This window comes from Thermosyntropha tengcongensis (genome assembly GCF_055381335.1).
On sequence record NZ_AP042437.1, the window covers coordinates 405,001 to 424,159 of the forward strand.

Below are 19,159 nucleotides of genomic sequence, written 5' to 3' on the forward strand. Positions count from 1 at the left end.
TGTAAGCGGAGGCAACCGCCGAAGGTGGGGTCGGTGATTGGGGTGAAGTCGTAACAAGGTATCCGTACCGGAAGGTGCGGATGGATCACCTCCTTTCTAAGGAGAGAAGCGCGAGGCCTTGCTGTTCGTTTTATGTATATAATATAGAGAGGATCTTTGAAAACTGCAGATAGCGTAGGGAGATTTCACCGAAGGGTGAATCGCGCGTAGGAATAGGTCAAGATAGTAAGGGCGTACGGTGGATGCCTAGGCGCCAGGAGGCGAAGAAGGACGTGGCAAGCTGCGAAAAGCCACGGGTAGCTGCAAGCGAGCGTAGATCCGTGGATGTCCGAATGGGGGAACCCGGCAGAGGAGAACCTCTGTCACCCATGCCTGAACACATAGGGCATGAGGGGCGAAACCCGGTGAACTGAAACATCTTAGTAACCGGAGGAGAAGAAATCAAGAGAGATTCCCCAAGTAGCGGCGAGCGAACGGGGAGGAGCCCAAACCTGTTAAGTGCAGAAGCCTGCAAGCGTTGCTTAACAGGGGTTGAGGGATGTCGCGGGTATAGGTTGCAGACTATACGTAACTGCGGAGCGAATAGGGGAACGCAGCTGGAAAGCTGGGCCACAGGGAGTGAAAGCCTCGTACCCGAAATTTGCGCAGCAGTTAGGCGGCAATCCCGAGTACCACTGGACACGTGGAATCTGGTGGGAAGCAGGGGGGACCACCCTCCAAGGCTAAATACTACCTGGCGACCGATAGTGGAGAGTACCGTGAGGGAAAGGTGAAAAGCACCCCGGGAGGGGAGTGAAATAGGACCTGAAACCGTATGCCTACAAGCGGTAGGAGCACGATTGAGAGCGTGTGACTGCGTACCTTTTGCAGAATGGGCCAGCGAGTTACGGTAGCAAGCGAGGTTAAGCCTGAGAAGGGCGGAGCCGAAGCGAAAGCGAGTCTGAAGAGGGCGCTAAGTTTGTTGCCGTAGACCCGAAACCGGGTGATCTATCCATGGCCAGGGTGAAGCGATGGTAGCACATCGTGGAGGCCCGAACCAGAGTACGTTGAAAAGTACGTGGATGAGCTGTGGATAGGGGTGAAATGCCAATCGAACTCGGATATAGCTGGTTCTCCCCGAAATAGCTTTAGGGCTAGCGTCAGTTAGGAGCCTTATGGGGGTAGAGCACTGGTTAGGCTAGGGGCCTTACCGGGTTACCGAACCTTCCCAAACTGCGAATACCATAAGGTGGTGACTGGCAGTCAGTCCATGGGTGATAAGGTTCATGGACGAGAGGGAAAGAGCCCAGACCGTCAGCTAAGGTCCCGAAATCTATGCTAAGTGGGAAAGGAGGTAGTGCTACGAAGACAGCCAGGATGTTGGCTTAGAAGCAGCCATCATTTAAAGAGTGCGTAACAGCTCACTGGTCAAGTGGCACTGCGCCGAAAATATAACGGGGCTAAGCATAGTACCGAAGCTACGGAATTACCGTGGAAGGTAATTGGTAGGGGAGCATTCCTGTAGGGCAGAAGCCATACCGAAAGGAGTGGTGGACTTACAGGAAGAGAGAATGCTGGCATGAGTAAGCGAGAAGGCAGGTGAGAATCCTGCCCGCCGGAAGCCTAAGGATTCCTGGGGAAGGCTCGTCCGCCCAGGGTAAGCCGGGACCTAACCCGAGGCCTAAGGGCGTAGGGGATGGACAACTGGTTGAGATTCCAGTGCCACCCGAGCTTCGTTTGAGCGAGGGGGTGACGCAGGAGGATAGGTGAAGCGCACGGATGGAAGAGTGCGTCCAAGCACGTAGGGAGTGAGGTAGGCAAATCCGCCTCACGAAATCCTGAGGTGTGAAGGGGAGGGAAAGTAAGTACCGAAGTCACTGAATCCATACTGCCGAGAAAAGCCTCTAGCGAGAAGCAGGGTGCCCGTACCGCAAACCGACACAGGTAGGCGAGGAGAGAATCCTAAGGCGCGCGAGAGAACCCTCGTTAAGGAACTCGGCAAAATGACCCCGTAACTTCGGGAGAAGGGGTGCTCTGGTAGCGTGAGCTAGCAGACGTTAGCGAGCGTGAGAGAGCCGCAGAGAATAGGCCCAGGCGACTGTTTACCAAAAACACAGGTCTCTGCGAAATCGAAAGATGAAGTATAGAGGCTGACGCCTGCCCGGTGCTGGAAGGTTAAGGGGAAGGGTTAGCTCGAGAGGGCGAAGCTCTGAACCGAAGCCCCAGTGAACGGCGGCCGTAACTATAACGGTCCTAAGGTAGCGAAATTCCTTGTCTGGTAAGTTCAGACCCGCACGAAAGGCGTAACGATCTGGGCACTGTCTCGACGAGGGGCTCGGTGAAATTGTAGTATCGGTGAAGATGCCGATTACCTGCGATAGGACAGAAAGACCCCGTGGAGCTTTACTGCAGCTTGACATTGGATCTTGGTAGTCCATGTACAGGATAGGTGGGAGGCAGAGAAAGCAGGTCGCCAGGTCTGCTGGAGCCGCTGGTGGGATACCACTCTTGGATTACTGGGGTTCTAACCTGGCACCATAATCTGGTGCAGGGACAGTGTCAGGTGGGCAGTTTGACTGGGGCGGTCGCCTCCTAAAGGGTAACGGAGGCGCCCAAAGGTTCCCTCAGCGCGGATGGAAATCGCGCGAAGAGTGTAAAGGCAGAAGGGAGCTTGACTGCGAGAGAGACATTTCGAGCAGGGACGAAAGTCGGGCTTAGTGATCCGGCGGTACCGAGTGGAAGGGCCGTCGCTCATCGGATAAAAGCTACCCCGGGGATAACAGGCTTATCTCCCCCAAGAGTTCACATCGACGGGGAGGTTTGGCACCTCGATGTCGGCTCATCACATCCTGGGGCTGGAGAAGGTCCCAAGGGTTGGGCTGTTCGCCCATTAAAGTGGTACGTGAGCTGGGTTCAGAACGTCGTGAGACAGTTCGGTCCCTATCCATCGCAGGCGCAGGAGAATTGAGGGGAGCTGTCCCTAGTACGAGAGGACCGGGATGGACAGACCGCTGGTGTACCAGTTGTCTCGCCAGGGGCACAGCTGGGTAGCTATGTCTGGAATGGATAAGCGCTGAAAGCATCTAAGCGCGAAGCCAACCCCAAGATGAGTTCTCCCACTCCGGTAAGGAGGTAAGATCCCATCGAGTCTAGGTGGTAGATAGGCCGGGGGTGTAAGTACAGCGATGTATTAAGCCGACCGGTACTAATAGATCGAGGTCTTGACCTAGGAGCCTTGAGGTGATGAAAGCGCTATCTGCAGTTTTGAGGGATTCAGGGAAGAAGAATTCCTGGTGACGATAGCGGAGGGGAAACACCCGTACCCATCCCGAACACGGAAGTTAAGCCCTCCAGCGCCGATGGTACTGCAGCTGAAGCTGTGGGAGAGTAGGTCGTTGCCAGGATTTATTTTTTTCTGAAACATCTCTGAAACAGGGGACGGTTCTCTGTTTCAAAATGAAACAGAGAACCGTCCCCTGTTTCAGGTGAATTTTTTTCTTTGTAGGAAATATTTTCAGGGTATTTTTTTCGCACTTTTCGACAAAATATAAGTATTATTAGGTTTCCTATATTGGCATGGTCATTGCATGGATATAAGACAGGATTATATGTAAATTAAAAATTTTTTAGAAGGAGGGACGGCATAAGGTTGCAGTTGGCTAAAGGAGGTGGCGGAAAAGGTAAAGATTTAGAAAATTTTACTGGCTATTTTCTTGTTTGGTCGTACTAAACAATGCACTGTACTAAACAATAAGGAGGGTTTTGATGTCAGTAGAAACTGTAAGCCGTGAAGTGAATCCGGAAATTCGTTTTCACATCGAGGACAAACCTTCTCTAGCAGTGGCCATTCCTTTAGCTATTCAGCACATCTTGGCTGCTTTTGCTGGTGTTGTTGCTGTTCCTCTGGTAGTTGGCGGTGTTTTAAAAGTTCCTATTCAGGATTTAGCATTTATAGTGAGCTGTGCACTTTTTGCTTCCGGACTGGTTACCTTTATTCAATCCCGCGGAGTAGGGCCTGTGGGAGCTAAAATGCCTTGTGTTATGGGAACTAACTTCGGATTTGTTGGTCCTTCTATTGCTGTGGGAAGTAAATTAGGATTGGGTGGCATATATACTGCTACTATAGTTGCCTCTCTTACTGAGATTATTTTAAGCCGCTTTATTCCTCAGCTTAGAAAATTGTTCCCTCCTATTGTTACTGGTTCTGTAGTATCTTTGATCGGATTAACCCTTATTGCTGTAAGTATTGACTGGGCTGCAGGTGGCGTGGGTGCTCCTGACTACGGAAGCCTTTCCAACCTGGCGTTGGCAATTTTAGTAATGATTGTGGTAATTCTTTTAAACCAGTTTGGGAAAGGTATGATAAGTGCCTCGGCTATTCTTTTGGGAATAATCTTTGGTTATATTGTAGCCTTCTTTATGGGCAAACTTGATTTTACACCGGTTGTCCAGGCTGCCTGGTTTTCCGTTCCGGTTCCTTTGAAGTATGGTTTCCATTTTAGCTGGGCAGCTATTTTACCTTTTGCTGTAGCTTATGTGGTTTCGGCGATTGAAAGTATCGGAGACCTGCTGGCTTTGGGTGAAGCTTCGGGCAAAAAACTAAATGATGATGAGCTGGCAGCTGGTATCCTCTGTGACGGGGTTGGTGCTGGAATTGCTGGAATTTTCAACTCTGGTGCTACTACTACCTTTAGCCAGAATATCGGGGTAGTTTCTCTCACCGGTGTGGCCAGCCGCTATGTAGTTATGCTGGCAGGTATAATCCTTATGCTGATGGGGCTTTTCCCAAAACTGGGAGCTTTAATTGCTATTATGCCCAATCCGGTTTTAGGTGGAGCAGGAATAATCATGTTTGGAATGATTGCCGGTGCTGGTCTTAATATAATGAGACAGGAAAATTTGACCAGAAGAAACCTTATTATCATTGCTGTATCTTTTGGACTCGGTTTAGGAGTAACCTTTAGACCGGATATTTTATCCCATCTGCCGGAAGCACTGCAGATTCTTCTCTCTTCTGGTATTGTTACCGGTGCTATTACGGCTGTGGTACTTAATCTGCTTTTACCAAGAGACAGGGAATATGATGCATAGATTGAATAGAAATTGATTTTAAATCTCCCTTAATGGGGGATTTTTTTTGACAGGGGACGGTTCTTTGTTTCACTTTAGTGAAACAAAGAACCGTCCCCTGTTTCATCTGTTTCATTTGAAAAGGTTTTTGATATCCTTGCTATTAGCATATTTTTGCTTTAAAATATCTTCTAGCTTTAAAAATGAATAGGCTTTGCTGGTAACAGCCGTTTATGCGGCTGTTTTAAAAGGGAAAGCGGTGAGAATCCGCTGCAGTTCCCCCTACTGTGTTAGGGACGAAACCGGCATCAAATCCACTGTATACATGCTTTGGCAGGAGCCGGGGGTGTATATGGGAAGGAGCCGGGAGTAGGATGACCTTAAGCCAGGAGACCTGCCAGCAGGGCGAAAAAATCTGACTTCTGGGGATAAGAAGGGAGGAGAAAAGGATGGTGCGAAAAAAGCCACCTGACCTGCGTCTGACCAGTTAGTCGGGCGTTTTTTTATTTTTGGCAAGCATTAAACAGGGAGGTTAGGAAAAATGAAAAAAAGGTCGGTATGCAGGTTTTATTCGATACTGGTGGTGCTTATTTTATGGCAGCTTATTCTGGGTTTTTCTTATGTCCTGCCGGTAAAGGCAGCAAGCGATGACGATATAAATGAGGCGCTTACGAAGGCCTGCCTTTATGTTAACAGCAATATTGCGGCTTTTGGCGAAGGTGATGGAGACTGGGCGGCTTTGGGGCTTAGAAAAGCGGGAAATCTGGAGATAGCTCTTTTAAGCCCGCAAAATCCGCAAAAGCCTTCGGATTATGCCCGCTTAATCATAGGCGGACTGGCCAGGGGTGAAGATGTGGCAGGCTATGTAGGTACCCTGCAGAGTATGCAGAAAGCAGGCGGATATTTCAGCTCAACTGACAATGAAGATACCCTGAACCAGACTATCTGGGCAGTAATTGCCCTTAATTTGGCAAAGAAAAATGGAATAAGTGTTTCTTTTAATGAAACCGGGGCGGTAAATTATATATGTTCCAAACAGAAGCCGGAGGGTGACCCTTATGCCGGCGGGTTTGACGAAAGCGGCTGGGGGGTAGATATTGACTCGACCGCGCATGCCCTTGTAGCCCTGGCACCGTATAAGAATGACGGAAATGTAAATGAAACGATAAACAGGGCATTGGAGTTTTTAAAGAACAAGCAGAATGATAAAGCTGGTTTTGGGTTTTATATCTGGAATGGAGAAGAAGTCCAGAGCGAATCCCCGGATTCTATTGCGGCAGTCATTGAAGCTCTGGTAGCCCTGGGCATAGATCCGCAGGGAGATGAATGGAAAAAGGATAACAAGACTATGGTGGATGCCCTGCTCAAATATCAGCTGGAAAATGGAGCTTTTTATGCTCCCTGGAAGCCTGGTGAGGCAAACACTATGTCTACCCGCAGTGCGCTTCTTGCCCTGGCTGACTTAAAGAAGGTAAACGGAGGTTATGTTTCCAAGTATAATAATTCTCTTCCCCCATTGGAGAGATTATATATAAGCATTACTGTGCCTTCTTCTCCAAATGCGGGAACTGACTGGAGCTTTTCTATGAGGATAAATAATCCGGAAGGACAGGATAAGGAAACCCTGACGGTGGCAGGGCTTTACAGGGTAGAAAAAGACAAGCCGGAAAAGATGGTGTATTACACCTCTCTGGCCAAAAATGTAGCTGCCGGCCAGAGTGAAAGCATAAGCGGCGGCATGAGCATTATAGAAAACGGAACCTATGAGGCAAGGATTATGGTGTGGGACAACTGGCAGAACAGAACTCCGCTTGCAAAGCCGGTAGTGTTTAAGGTAAACAGCTAAAAGGGGGAGTTGAGGGATGAAAAGAGGCAAATATAAATTTTTAGCTTTTCTTATCTCCCTTTTCCTCTGTTTAAGCCTTGTCCTGCCGGCGTGGGGGGCAGAGGCCAGTGTAAGTGGAAATACGGTTGTCATAAGCGGAAATGACGCTTCCCCTTTGAGCGGGGTAAGCCTGGTGGTAGAAAAGGCGGATGGGAGCAAGAAGGCTTATATAGGGCAAACCTTGAGCGATGCCAGCGGAAGCTACAGTTTCCGCATTATCCTGCCTGCGGGCAGTTACCGGGCTTATCTGGGAGGAGGAACAACGACAGTCATTGCCAGCATAACCGTAACTGACAGCCCTTCTTCCCCTGGCGGGGGAAGCGGGCAGGAGGTAGAAAACCGGGCCTACCTCAGCATAACAGACGATAATGGCAGAACTGTCATAAGCGGGGATTTCCCCCTTATGGATGGGGATACTGTACTGTCATTTTTGAGAAGGGCAGCTATGGCAACCGGTATAAGCCTGGAAGTGGAAGGCGGCTATGTGAAGAGCATTAACGGCCTTGCCCATAAAAAGCCGGGTTATCCGAGGAGCGGATGGAAATACCGGGTTAACGGGGTTTATCCGCTAATATCAGCGGCAGATTATGTTTTGCGAAAAGGGGACCGGGTAGAATGGGTTTATACCCTGGATTATACCAGGGATCCGGATGCAACAGGTTTTGAAAAACCGAAAGATGCTATTCTGGTTTTGCCGGTTAAGGAAGAGCTAAAAAACAGATATGAGGAGAAAATTAGGGAAATAGGGGATAAAAACCTGGTTTTAAATCTGGATAAGCGAATGGATGCCAAGAAGGCTGAAGAGATAAAAAAGGAGCTGGAAGCTAATCTGGTGGAAGCAGAAGGAAGGCTGGACGAGAAAGGAGGCGTCCTGGGGGATAAGGAAGCAGTTCTTATAGTTCCTGCTGACGCGGTAAACCGGAGCCTTAGGTTTACCATAAGAGAAATAAGAAAAGATGCTTATCCCGAAGCTAAAGGGTACCGTCTGGCTTCCGGGGTTTATGATTTTGGGCCGGAGGGCATTAAGTTTTTGAAACCGGTTACCATAATGATAAAAATGCCTGTTTTCCCTGAAGACAGGCTGGATAAACTGGTTTCAGCCTTTTATGATGAAAAGGAGAAAACCTGGAAGACTCTGCCGGGCCTTATCGATGCTGAGGAAGGGGTAGCTTTTTTCAGGACCGAACATTTTACCAAATTTGCGGTAGTGGAGAAAATGGAGGAAGCTAAAAGTGAGGAGAAAAAGGAAGCTGTTTGCCAGTTTGCCGATGTGGACAAAAATCTGGCCTGGGCTGAAGAAGCCATCTACAGCCTGGCTGCTTCCGGAATAATAAAAGGAACCGGGGAAAACAGGTTTGAGCCTTACCGCAGCATTACCAGGGCGGAACTGGCTTCTATGCTGGTAAGGGCCGGGGGAATTGCTGCAGGGGAAGAAAAGGCGGCTTTCACCGATGTGAAAAAAGGAGACTGGTTTTACCGGGATGTAAATGCAGCTTATGCGAACAATATGGTTAAAGGCTATCCGGATGGCACCTTTAAACCAGGAAAAGAGGTGAGCCGGAAAGAAGCGGCAGTTATGCTGGCAGGGCTTTATACCAAAGGCCTGAAGCAAAAAGAGCGGGCAGTATTCAGGGATGAGAAAGCTATCCCTCTCTGGGCCAGGGATAAGGTTTACCTGCTTCAGGAATCCGGCATAATGAGCGGGTATCCGGATGGGACTTTTAAAGGCGACAAGAGCCTTAGCCGGGCAGAAGCGGCAGTTATTATTTACCGCATATTGAAACCTGCTTCCTGAAATATAAAAGGGCAGGGAAGCTTTCCTGCCCTTTTTAAAATATTAAAGACGGGTGATGTGTTTTGAGGAAAAAGGTATTATCCTTATTTTTAGCCCTGGTGCTGGCTTTAGGTCTCTTCGGATGTATTCATGCGGAGAAAGAAAATTCTGGCTTAAAGCCAAAAGTAAAGATAGCCGAAAGGGCTGAATTAGCTGAGAAAAGCGAAGATAAAAAAGAGCCTTTAGCAAGAAAGGAAGATGGGCTAAAGGAAAAAGCCAGTGCTGAGCAGGAAAAGCCAGAAGAGGAGAAAAAGAAAGCTACTTTAAAAGATGAGAAGGCATTAAGGGAAGATACAGGCAAAAACTTAAAGGAAGCCCATCTGGCAGTCACTGCCGGCTTTGGGCGCGATGTTGTCCTGGACAAGAAAATTTCTTTTGTGCCGGGAAGTACGGTAATGGAAGTTTTAAAAGGGAATGCCAGGGTGGATACTGGCTATGGCGGCGGTTTTGTAAACGGGATAAATGGAATAGAAAGCAGCAAGGGCTTTCCTCCCAGAGACTGGTTTTATTATGTAAACGGTATCTGTGCCGCTTCCGGAGCAGGGGAAAAGAAGGTTATGCCGGGGGATGTCATATGGTGGGATTACCATCCCTGGAAGGCGGGAATGGCCAATACGGCGGTAATAGGGGCTTATCCGGAGCCTTTCCTCAATGGGTATAATAAAAAGCCGCTGGCGGTCAAAATCGTTTTTTCCCCATCCTGCCGGGAAGGGGCAGAACAGCTTAAATCCGCTCTGGAAGGCAGCGGGGCAAAAGGGATAGTCCTGGAGGAGCTGGGCAAAGGAGTGCTTTATCCCCGTTCCTGTCCCCTGCTGGTAGTTGGGGAATGGGAAGCGCTTGACAAAATAGATTATTTTAGAGGGCTGAACCAGGCTTATGTAAGACACGGCATGAGCTTTTATTTTGGGGAAGAAGGGCTCTACCTCTTAAATTATGAAGGGAAAAAAGCCAAGCTGTACCGGGAAAAGGCAGCAGTTATCGGGGCTACCGGTGATGGGCTGGGAGATGGAAATCCTCTCTGGCTTATAACCGGAACAGATGCGGAAAGTGTGGCGAAAGCGGTAGAGGTCTTCAAAAATCCGGAAAAAATAAGGTATATGTACAGCGCGGCTTTTGTAAATGGTGAAGTGGTAAGGCTTCCTCTGGAATAAGGAGCGGTGGGGATGTATTTTTACCGAAAGAGGGATAATTTAGTATATACTTTAAACCCGCTGGCAGTAAGCCTTTTTTGCCTGGCAGCGGCTCTGCTATCCCTTACGGCTGCCCATCCTTTTTATCCGGCGGCGGTTTTTCTGGCTGTAGTGCTGGTAACCAGAGCTTCCGGCAATGGGAAAATACTGAGGGAGTATCTTAACTACAGCTTTTTTCTCTTTTTCCTTATCATTCTTATAAATGTAGTTTTTTCCCCGGGCGGACATACGGTGCTGGCAAGCTTTAAAGCCGGGGGAAAAGCGTGGGATTTTACCCTGGAGGCCCTGGTTTACGGCCTTGCTATGGGGATAAGGCTTCTGGCGGTAGTCGCGGTTTTCTGCTTTTTTAACTGTGTGGTAGATCCGGACTGGTTTTTTGATTTTTTTTCTTTTAAAAACGGCAGATTTGCTGTCCTGGGTAACTTGACCCTGCGGCTTTTTCCGCTTACGGTGCATGATTTCAGGCGTACGGCGCAGGTACAGGCTTTAAGGGGACTTAACTTTGAAGAAGGGAGCCTTAAAGAAAAGGTTAAGAAAGGCGGCATGCTCTTAAACAGTGTTTTGCTGTCCAGTCTGGAAAGATCGCTGCAGATGGCGGAAGCCATGTATGTAAAGGGGTATGGAGCGGGAGAAAGGAGCTGTTACTATAATTATCGCTGGCGGATGAGGGATTATATAGTGCTGGGTGCTGTTCTGGCCAGCGTTTTGCTCAACCTTTTTGGGTTCTATAAAGGTTTTATGGGCTACCGCTTTTATCCGGAGCTGGATATGATTGAACCTGGCGATATTTTGCGGGCCGGGCTGGTTTTTTTCCTTTTCAGCCTGCCGGCCTGGCTTAAATGGGGTGCAGACAGATGGAAAAGATTAAGGTGGATAATATAACCTATTTTTATCCGCAGAGGAAAGAAGCCGCTCTTAAGGGGATAAACCTTAGTGTGCGGGAAGGGGAGCTGGTGCTGGTTATCGGGGAAAGCGGGAGCGGAAAATCTACCCTTCTTAAGATTATGAGCGGGATAATCCCGGAGTTTTACCGGGGAGAATACTCGGGAGAAGTCTATATCGATGGAAAAAGGCTGATGGCCATGAAAAGCCGGGAAAGAGCCCAAAAAATAGGTTTTCTTTTTCAAAATCCGGAAAACCAGATTTTTACCAGCCGGGTAGAGAAAGAACTGGTTTTTGCCCTGGAAAACCTGGGATTTTCCAAATATTTTATGCGCAAAAGAATGGCCGAAGCGGCGGATTTTTTTAACCTGTCTTCTTATCTGGACAGCCAGACTGCGGAACTTTCCGGGGGAATGAAGCAGAAGCTGGCTTTAGCCTCGCTTATCGCTTTAAAGCCGGAGATACTGCTTCTGGATGAGCCTTTGGCCCAGCTGGATCCCCAGTCGGCAGAAGAGATAATTAACCTGGTCATGAGGCTTAATGAAGAGTACAATATAACGGTGGTAATGAGCGAACAGAGGCTGGACAGATGCCTGGCGCTGGCTGACCGGATAGTGGTGATGGAAAAAGGAAGGATAATATATGACGGCAACCGGGATTCAGGAGAGGTTTTTAAAGGCGGGAGAGAGACTCTACTTCCTTCCCTTCCCCGGCTTTTTGCAAGGCTGGGGGAAAAAGAGCTTCCTTTTACGGTGAAAGAGGCAAGAAGAAGGCTTTCAGGGTACCGTTTTGATACGATAGGGGAAAAAGAGGTAAAGAGGGGGCGTGAAAAAGGGGAAGGGGAGAATAAGGAGGCTTTGCTGGAGGTCAAGGATTTGTGGTTTTCCTATCCGGAACGGGAAGAAGTTTTGAAAAATATAGATTTTAAAGTCTGTCAGGGAGACATATGGATGGTCATGGGAGAAAACGGAGCAGGCAAGACTACCCTGCTTAAGGTTATGGCCGGGATTTTAAAGCCGGGAAAAGGAAAGGTAATTCTAAAAGGGAAAGATTTGCGAACCATGGCTACCGGGGAGATTGCCCGGCAGGTTTCCCTGCTGCCGCAAAACCCTGATGATTATTTTTTCCTGCCTACGGTAAGGGAAGAGGTGAGGTTTAATTTAAAGCAGGCAGGAAGGGAAAAAGAAGATGCCGATGAAATATTGAGGGAGTTTGGCCTCTTATCCTGTGCCGACTGTAATCCGCGGGATTTGAGCATGGGCGAAAAGCAGAAGCTCCTTCTGGCTGCCGTTTATGCACTGAATCCGGAGGTAATCCTGCTTGATGAGCCTACCCGGGGGCTTGACTACCGGGGGAAAGAAAGACTGGGCTTCTGGATAAGGAAATGGAGCGAGGAAGGGAAAGCGGCGGTTATCGTTTCCCATGATGTGGAATTTGCGGCGGAATATGGAGAATATGTCCTGTTCCTTTTTAATGGGGAGACAGCCGCTTCAGGCAGCAAGTATGAGGTTATGGAGGGGGCCCTTTTTTATTCCCCACCGGTTAACCGGCTTTTTGAGGGGAAGGTACCTGGAGTGCTGACGGTAGAAGAAGGTTATCAGATTTTAAAGAAGGCTAAAGAAAACCGGCAGGATATGACATATACAGAAAAGGAGGCGAATCCAGCATGAGAAGGAGTGGGAAAAAGCTTGTCAGCCTGGTTCTGGTTGTTGCTCTTTTAGGCGCTTTTTTTGCCCGGATGCCGGTTTATGCAAAAGATGCTGGCGCAGGGGAAAAGGAAGCGGTAAAGAAAGCACTCGCTTATTTAAGGAGTGTTCAGAATGGCGATGGAGGTTTTCCTTTTAAGGAAGGGGAAGCCAGTGATGCCGGGACTACCTCCTGGGTGATTATTGCTCTGGGAGCAGCTGGCGAAGATGTGTCAAACAGCTGGAAAAAAGGAGGGAAAAGCCCTCTTGACTACCTTAAGGGGAGCTCTTTTAAGCCGGACAGCACCACCGATTATGCCCGCACCCTGCTTGCACTGGCAGCGGCCGGGGAAAAGCCGGTTTATAAAGGGGAAAATCTGGCCGAAAAGCTTAAAAGCTGGATAGATAAAGAGGGAAAACTGGGACAGAAGGACAAAGGGGAAGATGAGCTCATAAATGCTCATATGTGGGGAATTCTTGCGCTTATATCGGCGGGAGAAAAAATAGCTAATGCCAGTGGGGCAAGAAGCTGGCTTATCAAGAGGCAGAATCCGGATGGGAGCTTTGCCTGGGCAGAAGGGATAGAAGGGGATGCTGATGATACAGCGGCTGCCCTGCAGGCACTTATAGCCCTGGGAGAAGATAAAAATTCCCCGGTGATAAAAAAGGCTCTGGGGTATATAAAATCATGCCAGCTTGATAACGGAGGTTTTAAAAGCGGCTGGAACATAAGCCAGGCCAACAGTTCATCAGATGCCTGGGTTATACAGGCTCTGCTGGCAGCGGGAGAAAATGTCAGGTCTTCCTACTGGCAGAAAAACGGGAAAGATGCTGTATCCCATCTTCTTTCCCTGCAGGATAAAAGCGGAGGTTTCAGATGGACTAAAGAATCTCCCCAGCCTTCGGTGCTCTGTACTGCTTATGCACTGATGGCCCTGGAAGGATGTTATTTCCCTCTGAAAAAAGAAAGGGATGTAAAAGGGGTTTTTAAAGATTTGCCTCCTTCCCACTGGGCTTATGATGCCGTATGTTCCCTAGAGGAAAAAGGGGTGCTGGGAGGTTATCCTGATAATACTTTCCGGCCGGAAAAGAGCCTTAGCCGTTCTGAATTTGCCAGGCTGCTGTGTGCGGCTTTAAACCTGAAACCGGCTGTAAACGAAGGGAGAGCAAAGTTTAAAGATGTGCCTGACGGCTACTGGGCTAAAAGCTATATAGAAACGGTTTCTTCTTATGGATATATGCGGGGATATCCAGATGGAAGCTTTCATCCAGAAGGCAGGATAAAGGGGAGCGAGCTGGCTGCTGTTTTGTGCAGCATGGCAGGGATAAGAAAGGATAAGGATTATCCGGGGGAAAAATGGCATGTTTTTTATGTAGAAAAGGCAAAAGAGAAAGGTTTTCTTTATCCCACCTTTAAGGCAGAAGAAGAGGTAAGCCGGGCAGGGTGCGCTTACAGCATGGAAAAACTGCTCCGCTTCAGACAGGGGGAAAAAGGCTCATGAACCTGGGATTAGCTGCCGGGATAGCTGCGGTATTTGTTATTGGCTTATTTTTCTGGATACTGGAAAAAGAAAAGCTTTCTGCTGCCCGCTTGGCCGTTATTGCTTCAACAGCAGCCGTGGCAGCTGCTTCCCGGGTAGCTTTTGCCCCGCTTCCCAATATTACCCCTTCTACTTTTATAACCCTGCTCGCTGGCTATGTCTGGGGCATAAAAGCCGGCTTTGCGGTAGGGGCATTGAGTGCCCTGGTGTCCAATTTCTTTCTGGGGCAGGGTCCCTGGACTTTGTGGCAGATGGTAGCCTGGGGGTTATGCGGGGCTCTGGGAGGAATGGCGGGAAAGAAAAAGGGGGACTTTAACCGGCTTTTTTTTGCTTTTTTGTGTTTTTTAAGCGGCTATTTTTTTGGGTTCCTTATGAATATGTGGCACTGGCTCACTTTTGTTTACCCGCTTAACTGGAAGACTTTTTTGAGTGTCTATGCGGCCGGGTTCCCTTTTGATACCATGCACGCAGCCGGCAATGCAGCTTTTGCTTTTCTTCTGGGCCCTGGTTTTTATAAGGTTTTGATAAGGTATAAATAAGGAGGAAGGTTCTAATCTTGCTTGTTTTATCTGCAGCGAAAGATATATAATAAAAAATAACCAGTAAAGCTAAAGGGGAGGAAGCAAGATGTTTGGACTCATAGGAAATTTTGGGCCATGGGAAGTGGCATTTATTCTTATAATTGTGCTTATTATCTTTGGACCAGGCAAACTTCCCCAGGTAGGGGAATCGCTGGGCAAGGCTATTCAAGGATTTAAGAAGGCTAAAAATGGGGAGGATGAAGAAACTGCTTCTGTAAAGCAGATTTCTGATGAAGGGGAAAGCAGAGCTTAGGCTTTAAATAATTTTTATAAGGCTTTTTGATGAGCCTGGGGAGGGAATAATGAAGGAAGCAAAAGCCTGGGAACATTATTCGGAAGAGGAAATACTGGAAGCTAACAAACTCAAATATGAAAGTGATGCCATAGTCCAGTTTTATGCGGATTTTGAAGAGCCCAAGTATACTTACCGGGAATATGATGTAGTTTTTTCGGCTGTGCTTGATATGATAAAACCCCACCTTTCAGGGCCGGTGCGGGCGGTAGACATGTGCGGCGGAGCCGGAAAAGGGGCTTTTACTCTGAAAAAGTGCTGTCCGGATGCCAGGGTTACTCTGGTGGACCTGTCGGAAAAGATGCTTGATATAGCAAGAAAAAGGGCAGCCAGGGAAGGCTTTGCCGATGTAGAGATGGTTTTAAGCGATGCGTACAGTTTTCTGGAAGAGGATAGGGAATATGATATTATAATATTTTCCTCTGCCATCCATCACTTTAAAGATCCGGTAAATCTTCTTAAGACAGCTGCCAAAGCCCTTTCACCGCAGGGAGTTATAATAACTATAGCTGACCCCAACCGGTTAAAATCAAGCCGCAGATTTAAGTTTTTTGAGTTTCTGGCTGCGGATAGGGCGAACAAAAAGATGATTCTGGCCAATCTTTTTAAACCTAAAGATAAGCCGGATATTTTTGATATCGCTGAGTATCAGGCCTATTATGGAATAGAGGATGAGCTTTTATGTGCGGAACTTAAAAAGATAGGCTTAAATCCTCTGATTCATTTAAGATACCCGGCAGGGGAGTCGTTTTTTACCAGGATAATGCCTTATTTTGGGCTGTTTTGGGCTTTCAGCCTGGTGCTGGCCAAAGACAGCCGATATGAGAAAGAAGTTAAAAGGCTGAAAAACAGGATCAGAGATAATATGCCTTTTACAGTAAGTTTTGTGAGTTAAAACTTATACATAAAAAAAAGATGACATGAATTTTGGGCACTTTAATTTAAAGTGCTTTTTTTATTTCGGCCTTGATTATATATACTAGGGAAAGAACCAGTTTTATGTGGGAAAGGAGTTTATTAAAATGGGTTTTTGGCCAGTTTATTTTGCGGAAAAGATAATTTATTTTGATAAAGCCTGCCAGCAGATAGCAGAGGGATTAAGAAATCCATCAGGGGTAAGTTTTTTTAAGGCCGTTACTTATCTGGGATCCCCTTATGCCTTCATAGCAATTTCGCTGGTTATATCGGTTTTTATTTTATATAAAAAGATGTTCAGGGAAGTTTTGCTGTTAAATTTAATTTTGTTTGCAGCTGGCAGATTGAATAATTATTTGAAAATTTTTTTTGGCCGGGAAAGGCCAGCTGGGGAAATGTTTACCTATGCAGCCGGTTTCAGCTTTCCCAGCGGTCATGCTATGATATCAACTGCTTTTTATGGTTTTCTGGCTTACCTGGGCTTAAAGCACCTGCCGAAGAAGGCAGGAAAAGCGGTCCTTGTTTTTTTGGTGCTGCTTATCGTTTTGATAGGTTTAAGCCGGGTGTATCTTAATGTGCATTATATGAGTGATGTAATAGCTGGCTTTATAGGCGGGGGGATTTTGCTGGCAGCAGGCATAGCGGCAAATGAAATGCTGGCTAGAAAGCTTTAATTTAAAAATTAAGTTGATAATTAAGTAATTATTCCCCTGTATATGCCATAAAATTTATTGAAGACCATAAAAAAAAGCCGTTCCTGTGAACGGCAGCTCATATATGGGGCAGGAACCAGGCAGTTTATATGAGCTTAAATAATTAAGGAAGGGAAAGTACAGGTTTACAATAAGGTTGATTGTTAACTTAACAATGAGCTTGATAGATGCTGGAGCAGATAATGAAGCTTGATAATTGTTTGTGAAGTTTCTACATCCTTTTTTTCGGGATTTTTACCTTATTGCCTTACCTGATAATAAATTATGAAGTAAGGGGGGAAAAGGTTACAGATGAGGGAAAGATATTATAAAATTGGCGAAGTGTCTGAAATGCTGGGAATAGAACAGTACACACTGCGTTACTTGGAAAACAGCCTTCAGCTCAGGATAAAGCGCAATGAAAAAGGAGAAAGGCTTTACACAGAATCTGATATTGATACCCTGCGGCTGGTTCTCAAGCTAAAAGAAAAAGGTCTTAACACTACGGCTATAAAGATGGCTCTGCAGAATGTGGAGGAGAAAGAGGTTGCCGATCTGGTGCTGGAAGAGACTACTACCTATCAGCTGCCAGCAGAAGTGATTTCTCTGGCCCAGAAGATTATAGAGCAAAATGATGAGCTTATACGGATGAATAAAGAACTGGAAAGAAGGATTGATGAGCTGGAAAAGAAGATTGAAAGGCGTAATGAAGAAAGGGAAAGGAGGATAGATGAGTTTCTGCGCCTGTGGAAAGCGGAACAGGAAGGAAGGAATAAGTCGTGGTTTTCCAGGCTGGTAGGAAAATAACCTGTTTTATATGGCAGGCAGTTTGATATCAAAGATTATCTCGTCTTCCAGACAGAGAAACTGAACGGTGGTATCATCTTCCATCAGCAGAGTTATGCTGGTTTCGGTTAAATGGAGCACTTTTTTTATTTTTTTGCCTTCTATATATTTCGCCAGCATTTGATATCCCTCGTAAAGCATACTATTTTCCCACTTTTTTCTCATTTTTTACCCCTCCTGGTATACAGTATGAATTTTTTGGTGATTGGTTACTGACTGGATTTGGCATTTTTGGTGGCGCGATTTAGTTTAAAAATAATTTTTGGTGGAATTTTTATTAAGAGGGAGTGAATGGGGAAAGATAATAGAGGATTTTATGCTGAACAGCGGGAAGTGTGAAGATGGGAAAGAATTTAGGACATATAAGGTTCTGGTTTTTTCCTTTCCTGAGTATTATTCTGGCACTGCTTATAACAAAACAGAATTTTCATATTTTTTCCAGGGATGATGCAGTTGTATATTGCTATATAGCGAATGCCAGAAAGGGGCATTTTGGCTATGGAGTGCCGGTTAGTGCCGGAAATTATATCTCCTTTGCAGGTTTGAAAACAGGGGATATAATTCTGGGGGGCTATGACAATTGTTCCTACGGGCGTTTTTCTCATGCCGGGGTTTATATCGGAAATAACAAGGTTGTTGAGGCAGCTGCGGATAAAGGAATAACAGTAGTATCAGCCTGTCGTTACTGGGATTATCCCAAAATTTGCCTGCTTAGAGTAAATGCAGATCCTGAAAAGAAACAGGCAGCAGTAAATTATATGCTGTCTTTAAAAGGGGGAATATTTTTTCCCCTGGCTTTTAAACCAGGGGAAAGGATCTGGAACTGCAGCAAACTTATCTGGAAGGCTTATGCTGAACAGGGAATAAATCTTGATCCCGGCAATGATGTGTGGATTGCACCGGAAGTTTTTGCAAGGAGCGAATGGGTTAGCATAGTGGAGGAGAAGGATGCTGGCGATGAGAGCAGAAAAGGCAGCTTTTAGGTTGTATTTTATGCATTTTTTTGCTGTTTTAGCCATCTGGATGAGTACATATTTTCCAGGTTTTGATGTACTGTGTACTGTTTTATATATTTTTTTTATAAGCCTGGAAGTAAGGAGTTTTTCCTGCCTGGAAAGAATAGAAAAATTCAAGCTGGGTTTATGGTGGCTAACTCCAGCTGTAGTATTAGAACTGATAGCTAAAAGCAGTATTGTTTTTTATGATTTAAGCAACCTGGCTTTTTTTATTCTGCAGTTATGGTACACTCCTTTTTTACCGCTGGTTTCCTGGCTGGTTTATCATAAATTTTTGGCAGGCTGGCTTTCTTTTTCCTGGGTATTTGTAATGCCCTGTATAACAGCTTTGCATTATATAGTTTTAAATGTGAGGAGAAAACCTTATCCTGCAGGATTGGCGGCCAAATATGACTGAAAATTTTAAATCCGCCAGAGGTAGCATTGGAATCAGCTGTGCTGATAAGCAATGCTGTTAGTCCTCTGGCGGATTTTTGTTGAAGAAAACAGCAGATGTGCTTTTATAAGTTTACCCTTAAATTGGGACTTATGAAGCTGTTCTGCTGTTTTCTAGTCTTATTATGCCCGGTTAAGAAAAAGATATGCATGAACGATAAAAAATTTTTTAAAAAATTTAAAACTGGTGATCCGCTAAAAAGCTCCCGGTTTAAATAAAGTTTTATACGGGAGAAAAACCGGATCACCAGTTTCGGTTTGTATTATGTACAATTTTACCTTAATTTATACCCGGCTTTACTTCTATGTGCTATAT

At 46.4% G+C, this 19,159-nt stretch carries 15 protein-coding genes, 3 rRNA genes and 1 riboswitch (1 of these 19 cut by a window edge); of the genes, 17 read left to right on the top strand and 1 reads right to left on the bottom strand.

Annotated elements, in window-relative coordinates; translation table 11 throughout:
* The 15 genes from ACZ42E_RS01905 to ACZ42E_RS01975 all read left to right on the top strand — a co-directional run.
* Nucleotides 1–96: ribosomal RNA gene (locus ACZ42E_RS01905) — 16S ribosomal RNA — on the top strand; it begins 1,486 nt to the left of the window's first position.
* Nucleotides 97–215: 119 nt separating this feature from the next.
* Nucleotides 216–3,208 (top strand): 23S ribosomal RNA (locus ACZ42E_RS01910).
* A 60-nt stretch (nucleotides 3,209–3,268) separates the two neighbouring features.
* Nucleotides 3,269–3,383 (top strand): 5S ribosomal RNA (gene rrf, locus ACZ42E_RS01915).
* The 16S, 23S and 5S rRNA genes sit together here, the layout of an rRNA operon.
* A gap of 361 nt (nucleotides 3,384–3,744) precedes the next feature.
* Entirely contained in the window at nucleotides 3,745–5,070 is a 1,326-nt protein-coding gene (locus tag ACZ42E_RS01920; RefSeq protein WP_464892772.1) for a nucleobase:cation symporter-2 family protein, read from the top strand.
* A gap of 180 nt (nucleotides 5,071–5,250) precedes the next feature.
* Nucleotides 5,251–5,465, top strand: a riboswitch (cobalamin riboswitch).
* A 125-nt stretch (nucleotides 5,466–5,590) separates the two neighbouring features.
* Nucleotides 5,591–6,895, top strand: coding sequence for a prenyltransferase/squalene oxidase repeat-containing protein (locus ACZ42E_RS01925; RefSeq protein ID WP_464892773.1), 1,305 nt, complete (start codon nucleotides 5,591–5,593; stop codon nucleotides 6,893–6,895).
* 16 nt (nucleotides 6,896–6,911) lie between these two features.
* Entirely contained in the window at nucleotides 6,912–8,729 is a 1,818-nt protein-coding gene (locus tag ACZ42E_RS01930) for an S-layer homology domain-containing protein (protein WP_464892774.1), read from the top strand.
* Nucleotides 8,730–8,791: 62 nt separating this feature from the next.
* Nucleotides 8,792–9,919, top strand: coding sequence for a DUF4430 domain-containing protein (locus ACZ42E_RS01935; RefSeq protein WP_464892775.1), 1,128 nt, complete (start codon nucleotides 8,792–8,794; stop codon nucleotides 9,917–9,919).
* 12 nt (nucleotides 9,920–9,931) lie between these two features.
* A complete protein-coding gene (locus ACZ42E_RS01940) occupies nucleotides 9,932–10,840 on the top strand; it encodes an energy-coupling factor transporter transmembrane component T (RefSeq protein ID WP_464892776.1) in 909 nt (302 codons plus the stop codon).
* Complete coding sequence (locus ACZ42E_RS01945) at nucleotides 10,813–12,510, top strand: ABC transporter ATP-binding protein (RefSeq protein WP_464892777.1); 1,698 nt, start codon at nucleotides 10,813–10,815, stop codon at nucleotides 12,508–12,510. The genes ACZ42E_RS01940 and ACZ42E_RS01945 overlap by 28 nt, the downstream gene beginning before the upstream one ends.
* Nucleotides 12,507–14,027: an S-layer homology domain-containing protein gene (locus ACZ42E_RS01950; protein WP_464892778.1), complete on the top strand. Its 1,521-nt coding sequence runs from the start codon at nucleotides 12,507–12,509 to the stop codon at nucleotides 14,025–14,027. Before ACZ42E_RS01945 ends, ACZ42E_RS01950 begins: the two co-directional genes overlap by 4 nt.
* The gene (locus ACZ42E_RS01955) at nucleotides 14,024–14,605 is read left to right on the top strand and encodes an ECF transporter S component (RefSeq protein WP_464892779.1); all 582 of its coding nucleotides are present in this window, start codon (nucleotides 14,024–14,026) and stop codon (nucleotides 14,603–14,605) included. The genes ACZ42E_RS01950 and ACZ42E_RS01955 overlap by 4 nt, the downstream gene beginning before the upstream one ends.
* A gap of 88 nt (nucleotides 14,606–14,693) precedes the next feature.
* Entirely contained in the window at nucleotides 14,694–14,900 is a 207-nt protein-coding gene (gene tatA, locus ACZ42E_RS01960; RefSeq protein WP_464892780.1) for a twin-arginine translocase TatA/TatE family subunit, read from the top strand.
* A 49-nt stretch (nucleotides 14,901–14,949) separates the two neighbouring features.
* Nucleotides 14,950–15,834, top strand: a complete 885-nt coding sequence (locus ACZ42E_RS01965) for a class I SAM-dependent methyltransferase (protein ID WP_464892781.1) — start codon at nucleotides 14,950–14,952, stop codon at nucleotides 15,832–15,834.
* 127 nt (nucleotides 15,835–15,961) lie between these two features.
* Nucleotides 15,962–16,528: a phosphatase PAP2 family protein gene (locus ACZ42E_RS01970; RefSeq protein WP_464892782.1), complete on the top strand. Its 567-nt coding sequence runs from the start codon at nucleotides 15,962–15,964 to the stop codon at nucleotides 16,526–16,528.
* A gap of 330 nt (nucleotides 16,529–16,858) precedes the next feature.
* Nucleotides 16,859–17,353 (top strand): MerR family transcriptional regulator, encoded by a 495-nt coding sequence (locus tag ACZ42E_RS01975; RefSeq protein WP_464892783.1) that lies wholly within the window; start codon nucleotides 16,859–16,861, stop codon nucleotides 17,351–17,353.
* Nucleotides 17,354–17,359: 6 nt separating this feature from the next.
* Here the strand turns inward: ACZ42E_RS01975 and ACZ42E_RS01980 are convergent, their stop codons facing one another.
* Nucleotides 17,360–17,557, bottom strand: coding sequence for a hypothetical protein (locus tag ACZ42E_RS01980; RefSeq protein ID WP_464892784.1), 198 nt, complete (start codon nucleotides 17,555–17,557; stop codon nucleotides 17,360–17,362).
* Nucleotides 17,558–17,733: 176 nt separating this feature from the next.
* Between ACZ42E_RS01980 and ACZ42E_RS01985 the strand changes: the two genes are divergently transcribed.
* The gene (locus tag ACZ42E_RS01985) at nucleotides 17,734–18,375 is read left to right on the top strand and encodes a YiiX/YebB-like N1pC/P60 family cysteine hydrolase (protein WP_464892785.1); all 642 of its coding nucleotides are present in this window, start codon (nucleotides 17,734–17,736) and stop codon (nucleotides 18,373–18,375) included.
* A complete protein-coding gene (locus ACZ42E_RS01990) occupies nucleotides 18,341–18,805 on the top strand; it encodes a hypothetical protein (protein WP_464892786.1) in 465 nt (154 codons plus the stop codon). Before ACZ42E_RS01985 ends, ACZ42E_RS01990 begins: the two co-directional genes overlap by 35 nt.
* Nucleotides 18,806–19,159 lie beyond the last annotated feature (354 nt).

Bases quoted from the DNA above. Each gene is read 5' to 3' on its own strand.
- ACZ42E_RS01920 (WP_464892772.1), top strand. From the start codon at position 3,745: ATGTCAGTAGAAACTGTAAGCCGTGAAGTGAATCCGGAAATTCGTTTT.
- ACZ42E_RS01925 (WP_464892773.1), top strand. From the start codon at position 5,591: ATGAAAAAAAGGTCGGTATGCAGGTTTTATTCGATACTGGTGGTGCTT.
- ACZ42E_RS01930 (WP_464892774.1), top strand. From the start codon at position 6,912: ATGAAAAGAGGCAAATATAAATTTTTAGCTTTTCTTATCTCCCTTTTC.
- ACZ42E_RS01940 (WP_464892776.1), top strand. From the start codon at position 9,932: ATGTATTTTTACCGAAAGAGGGATAATTTAGTATATACTTTAAACCCG.
- ACZ42E_RS01945 (WP_464892777.1), top strand. From the start codon at position 10,813: ATGGAAAAGATTAAGGTGGATAATATAACCTATTTTTATCCGCAGAGG.
- ACZ42E_RS01950 (WP_464892778.1), top strand. From the start codon at position 12,507: ATGAGAAGGAGTGGGAAAAAGCTTGTCAGCCTGGTTCTGGTTGTTGCT.
- ACZ42E_RS01955 (WP_464892779.1), top strand. From the start codon at position 14,024: ATGAACCTGGGATTAGCTGCCGGGATAGCTGCGGTATTTGTTATTGGC.
- tatA (WP_464892780.1), top strand. From the start codon at position 14,694: ATGTTTGGACTCATAGGAAATTTTGGGCCATGGGAAGTGGCATTTATT.
- ACZ42E_RS01965 (WP_464892781.1), top strand. From the start codon at position 14,950: ATGAAGGAAGCAAAAGCCTGGGAACATTATTCGGAAGAGGAAATACTG.
- ACZ42E_RS01970 (WP_464892782.1), top strand. From the start codon at position 15,962: ATGGGTTTTTGGCCAGTTTATTTTGCGGAAAAGATAATTTATTTTGAT.
- ACZ42E_RS01975 (WP_464892783.1), top strand. From the start codon at position 16,859: ATGAGGGAAAGATATTATAAAATTGGCGAAGTGTCTGAAATGCTGGGA.
- ACZ42E_RS01980 (WP_464892784.1), bottom strand. From the start codon at position 17,557: ATGAGAAAAAAGTGGGAAAATAGTATGCTTTACGAGGGATATCAAATG.
- ACZ42E_RS01985 (WP_464892785.1), top strand. From the start codon at position 17,734: ATGGGAAAGAATTTAGGACATATAAGGTTCTGGTTTTTTCCTTTCCTG.
- ACZ42E_RS01990 (WP_464892786.1), top strand. From the start codon at position 18,341: ATGCTGGCGATGAGAGCAGAAAAGGCAGCTTTTAGGTTGTATTTTATG.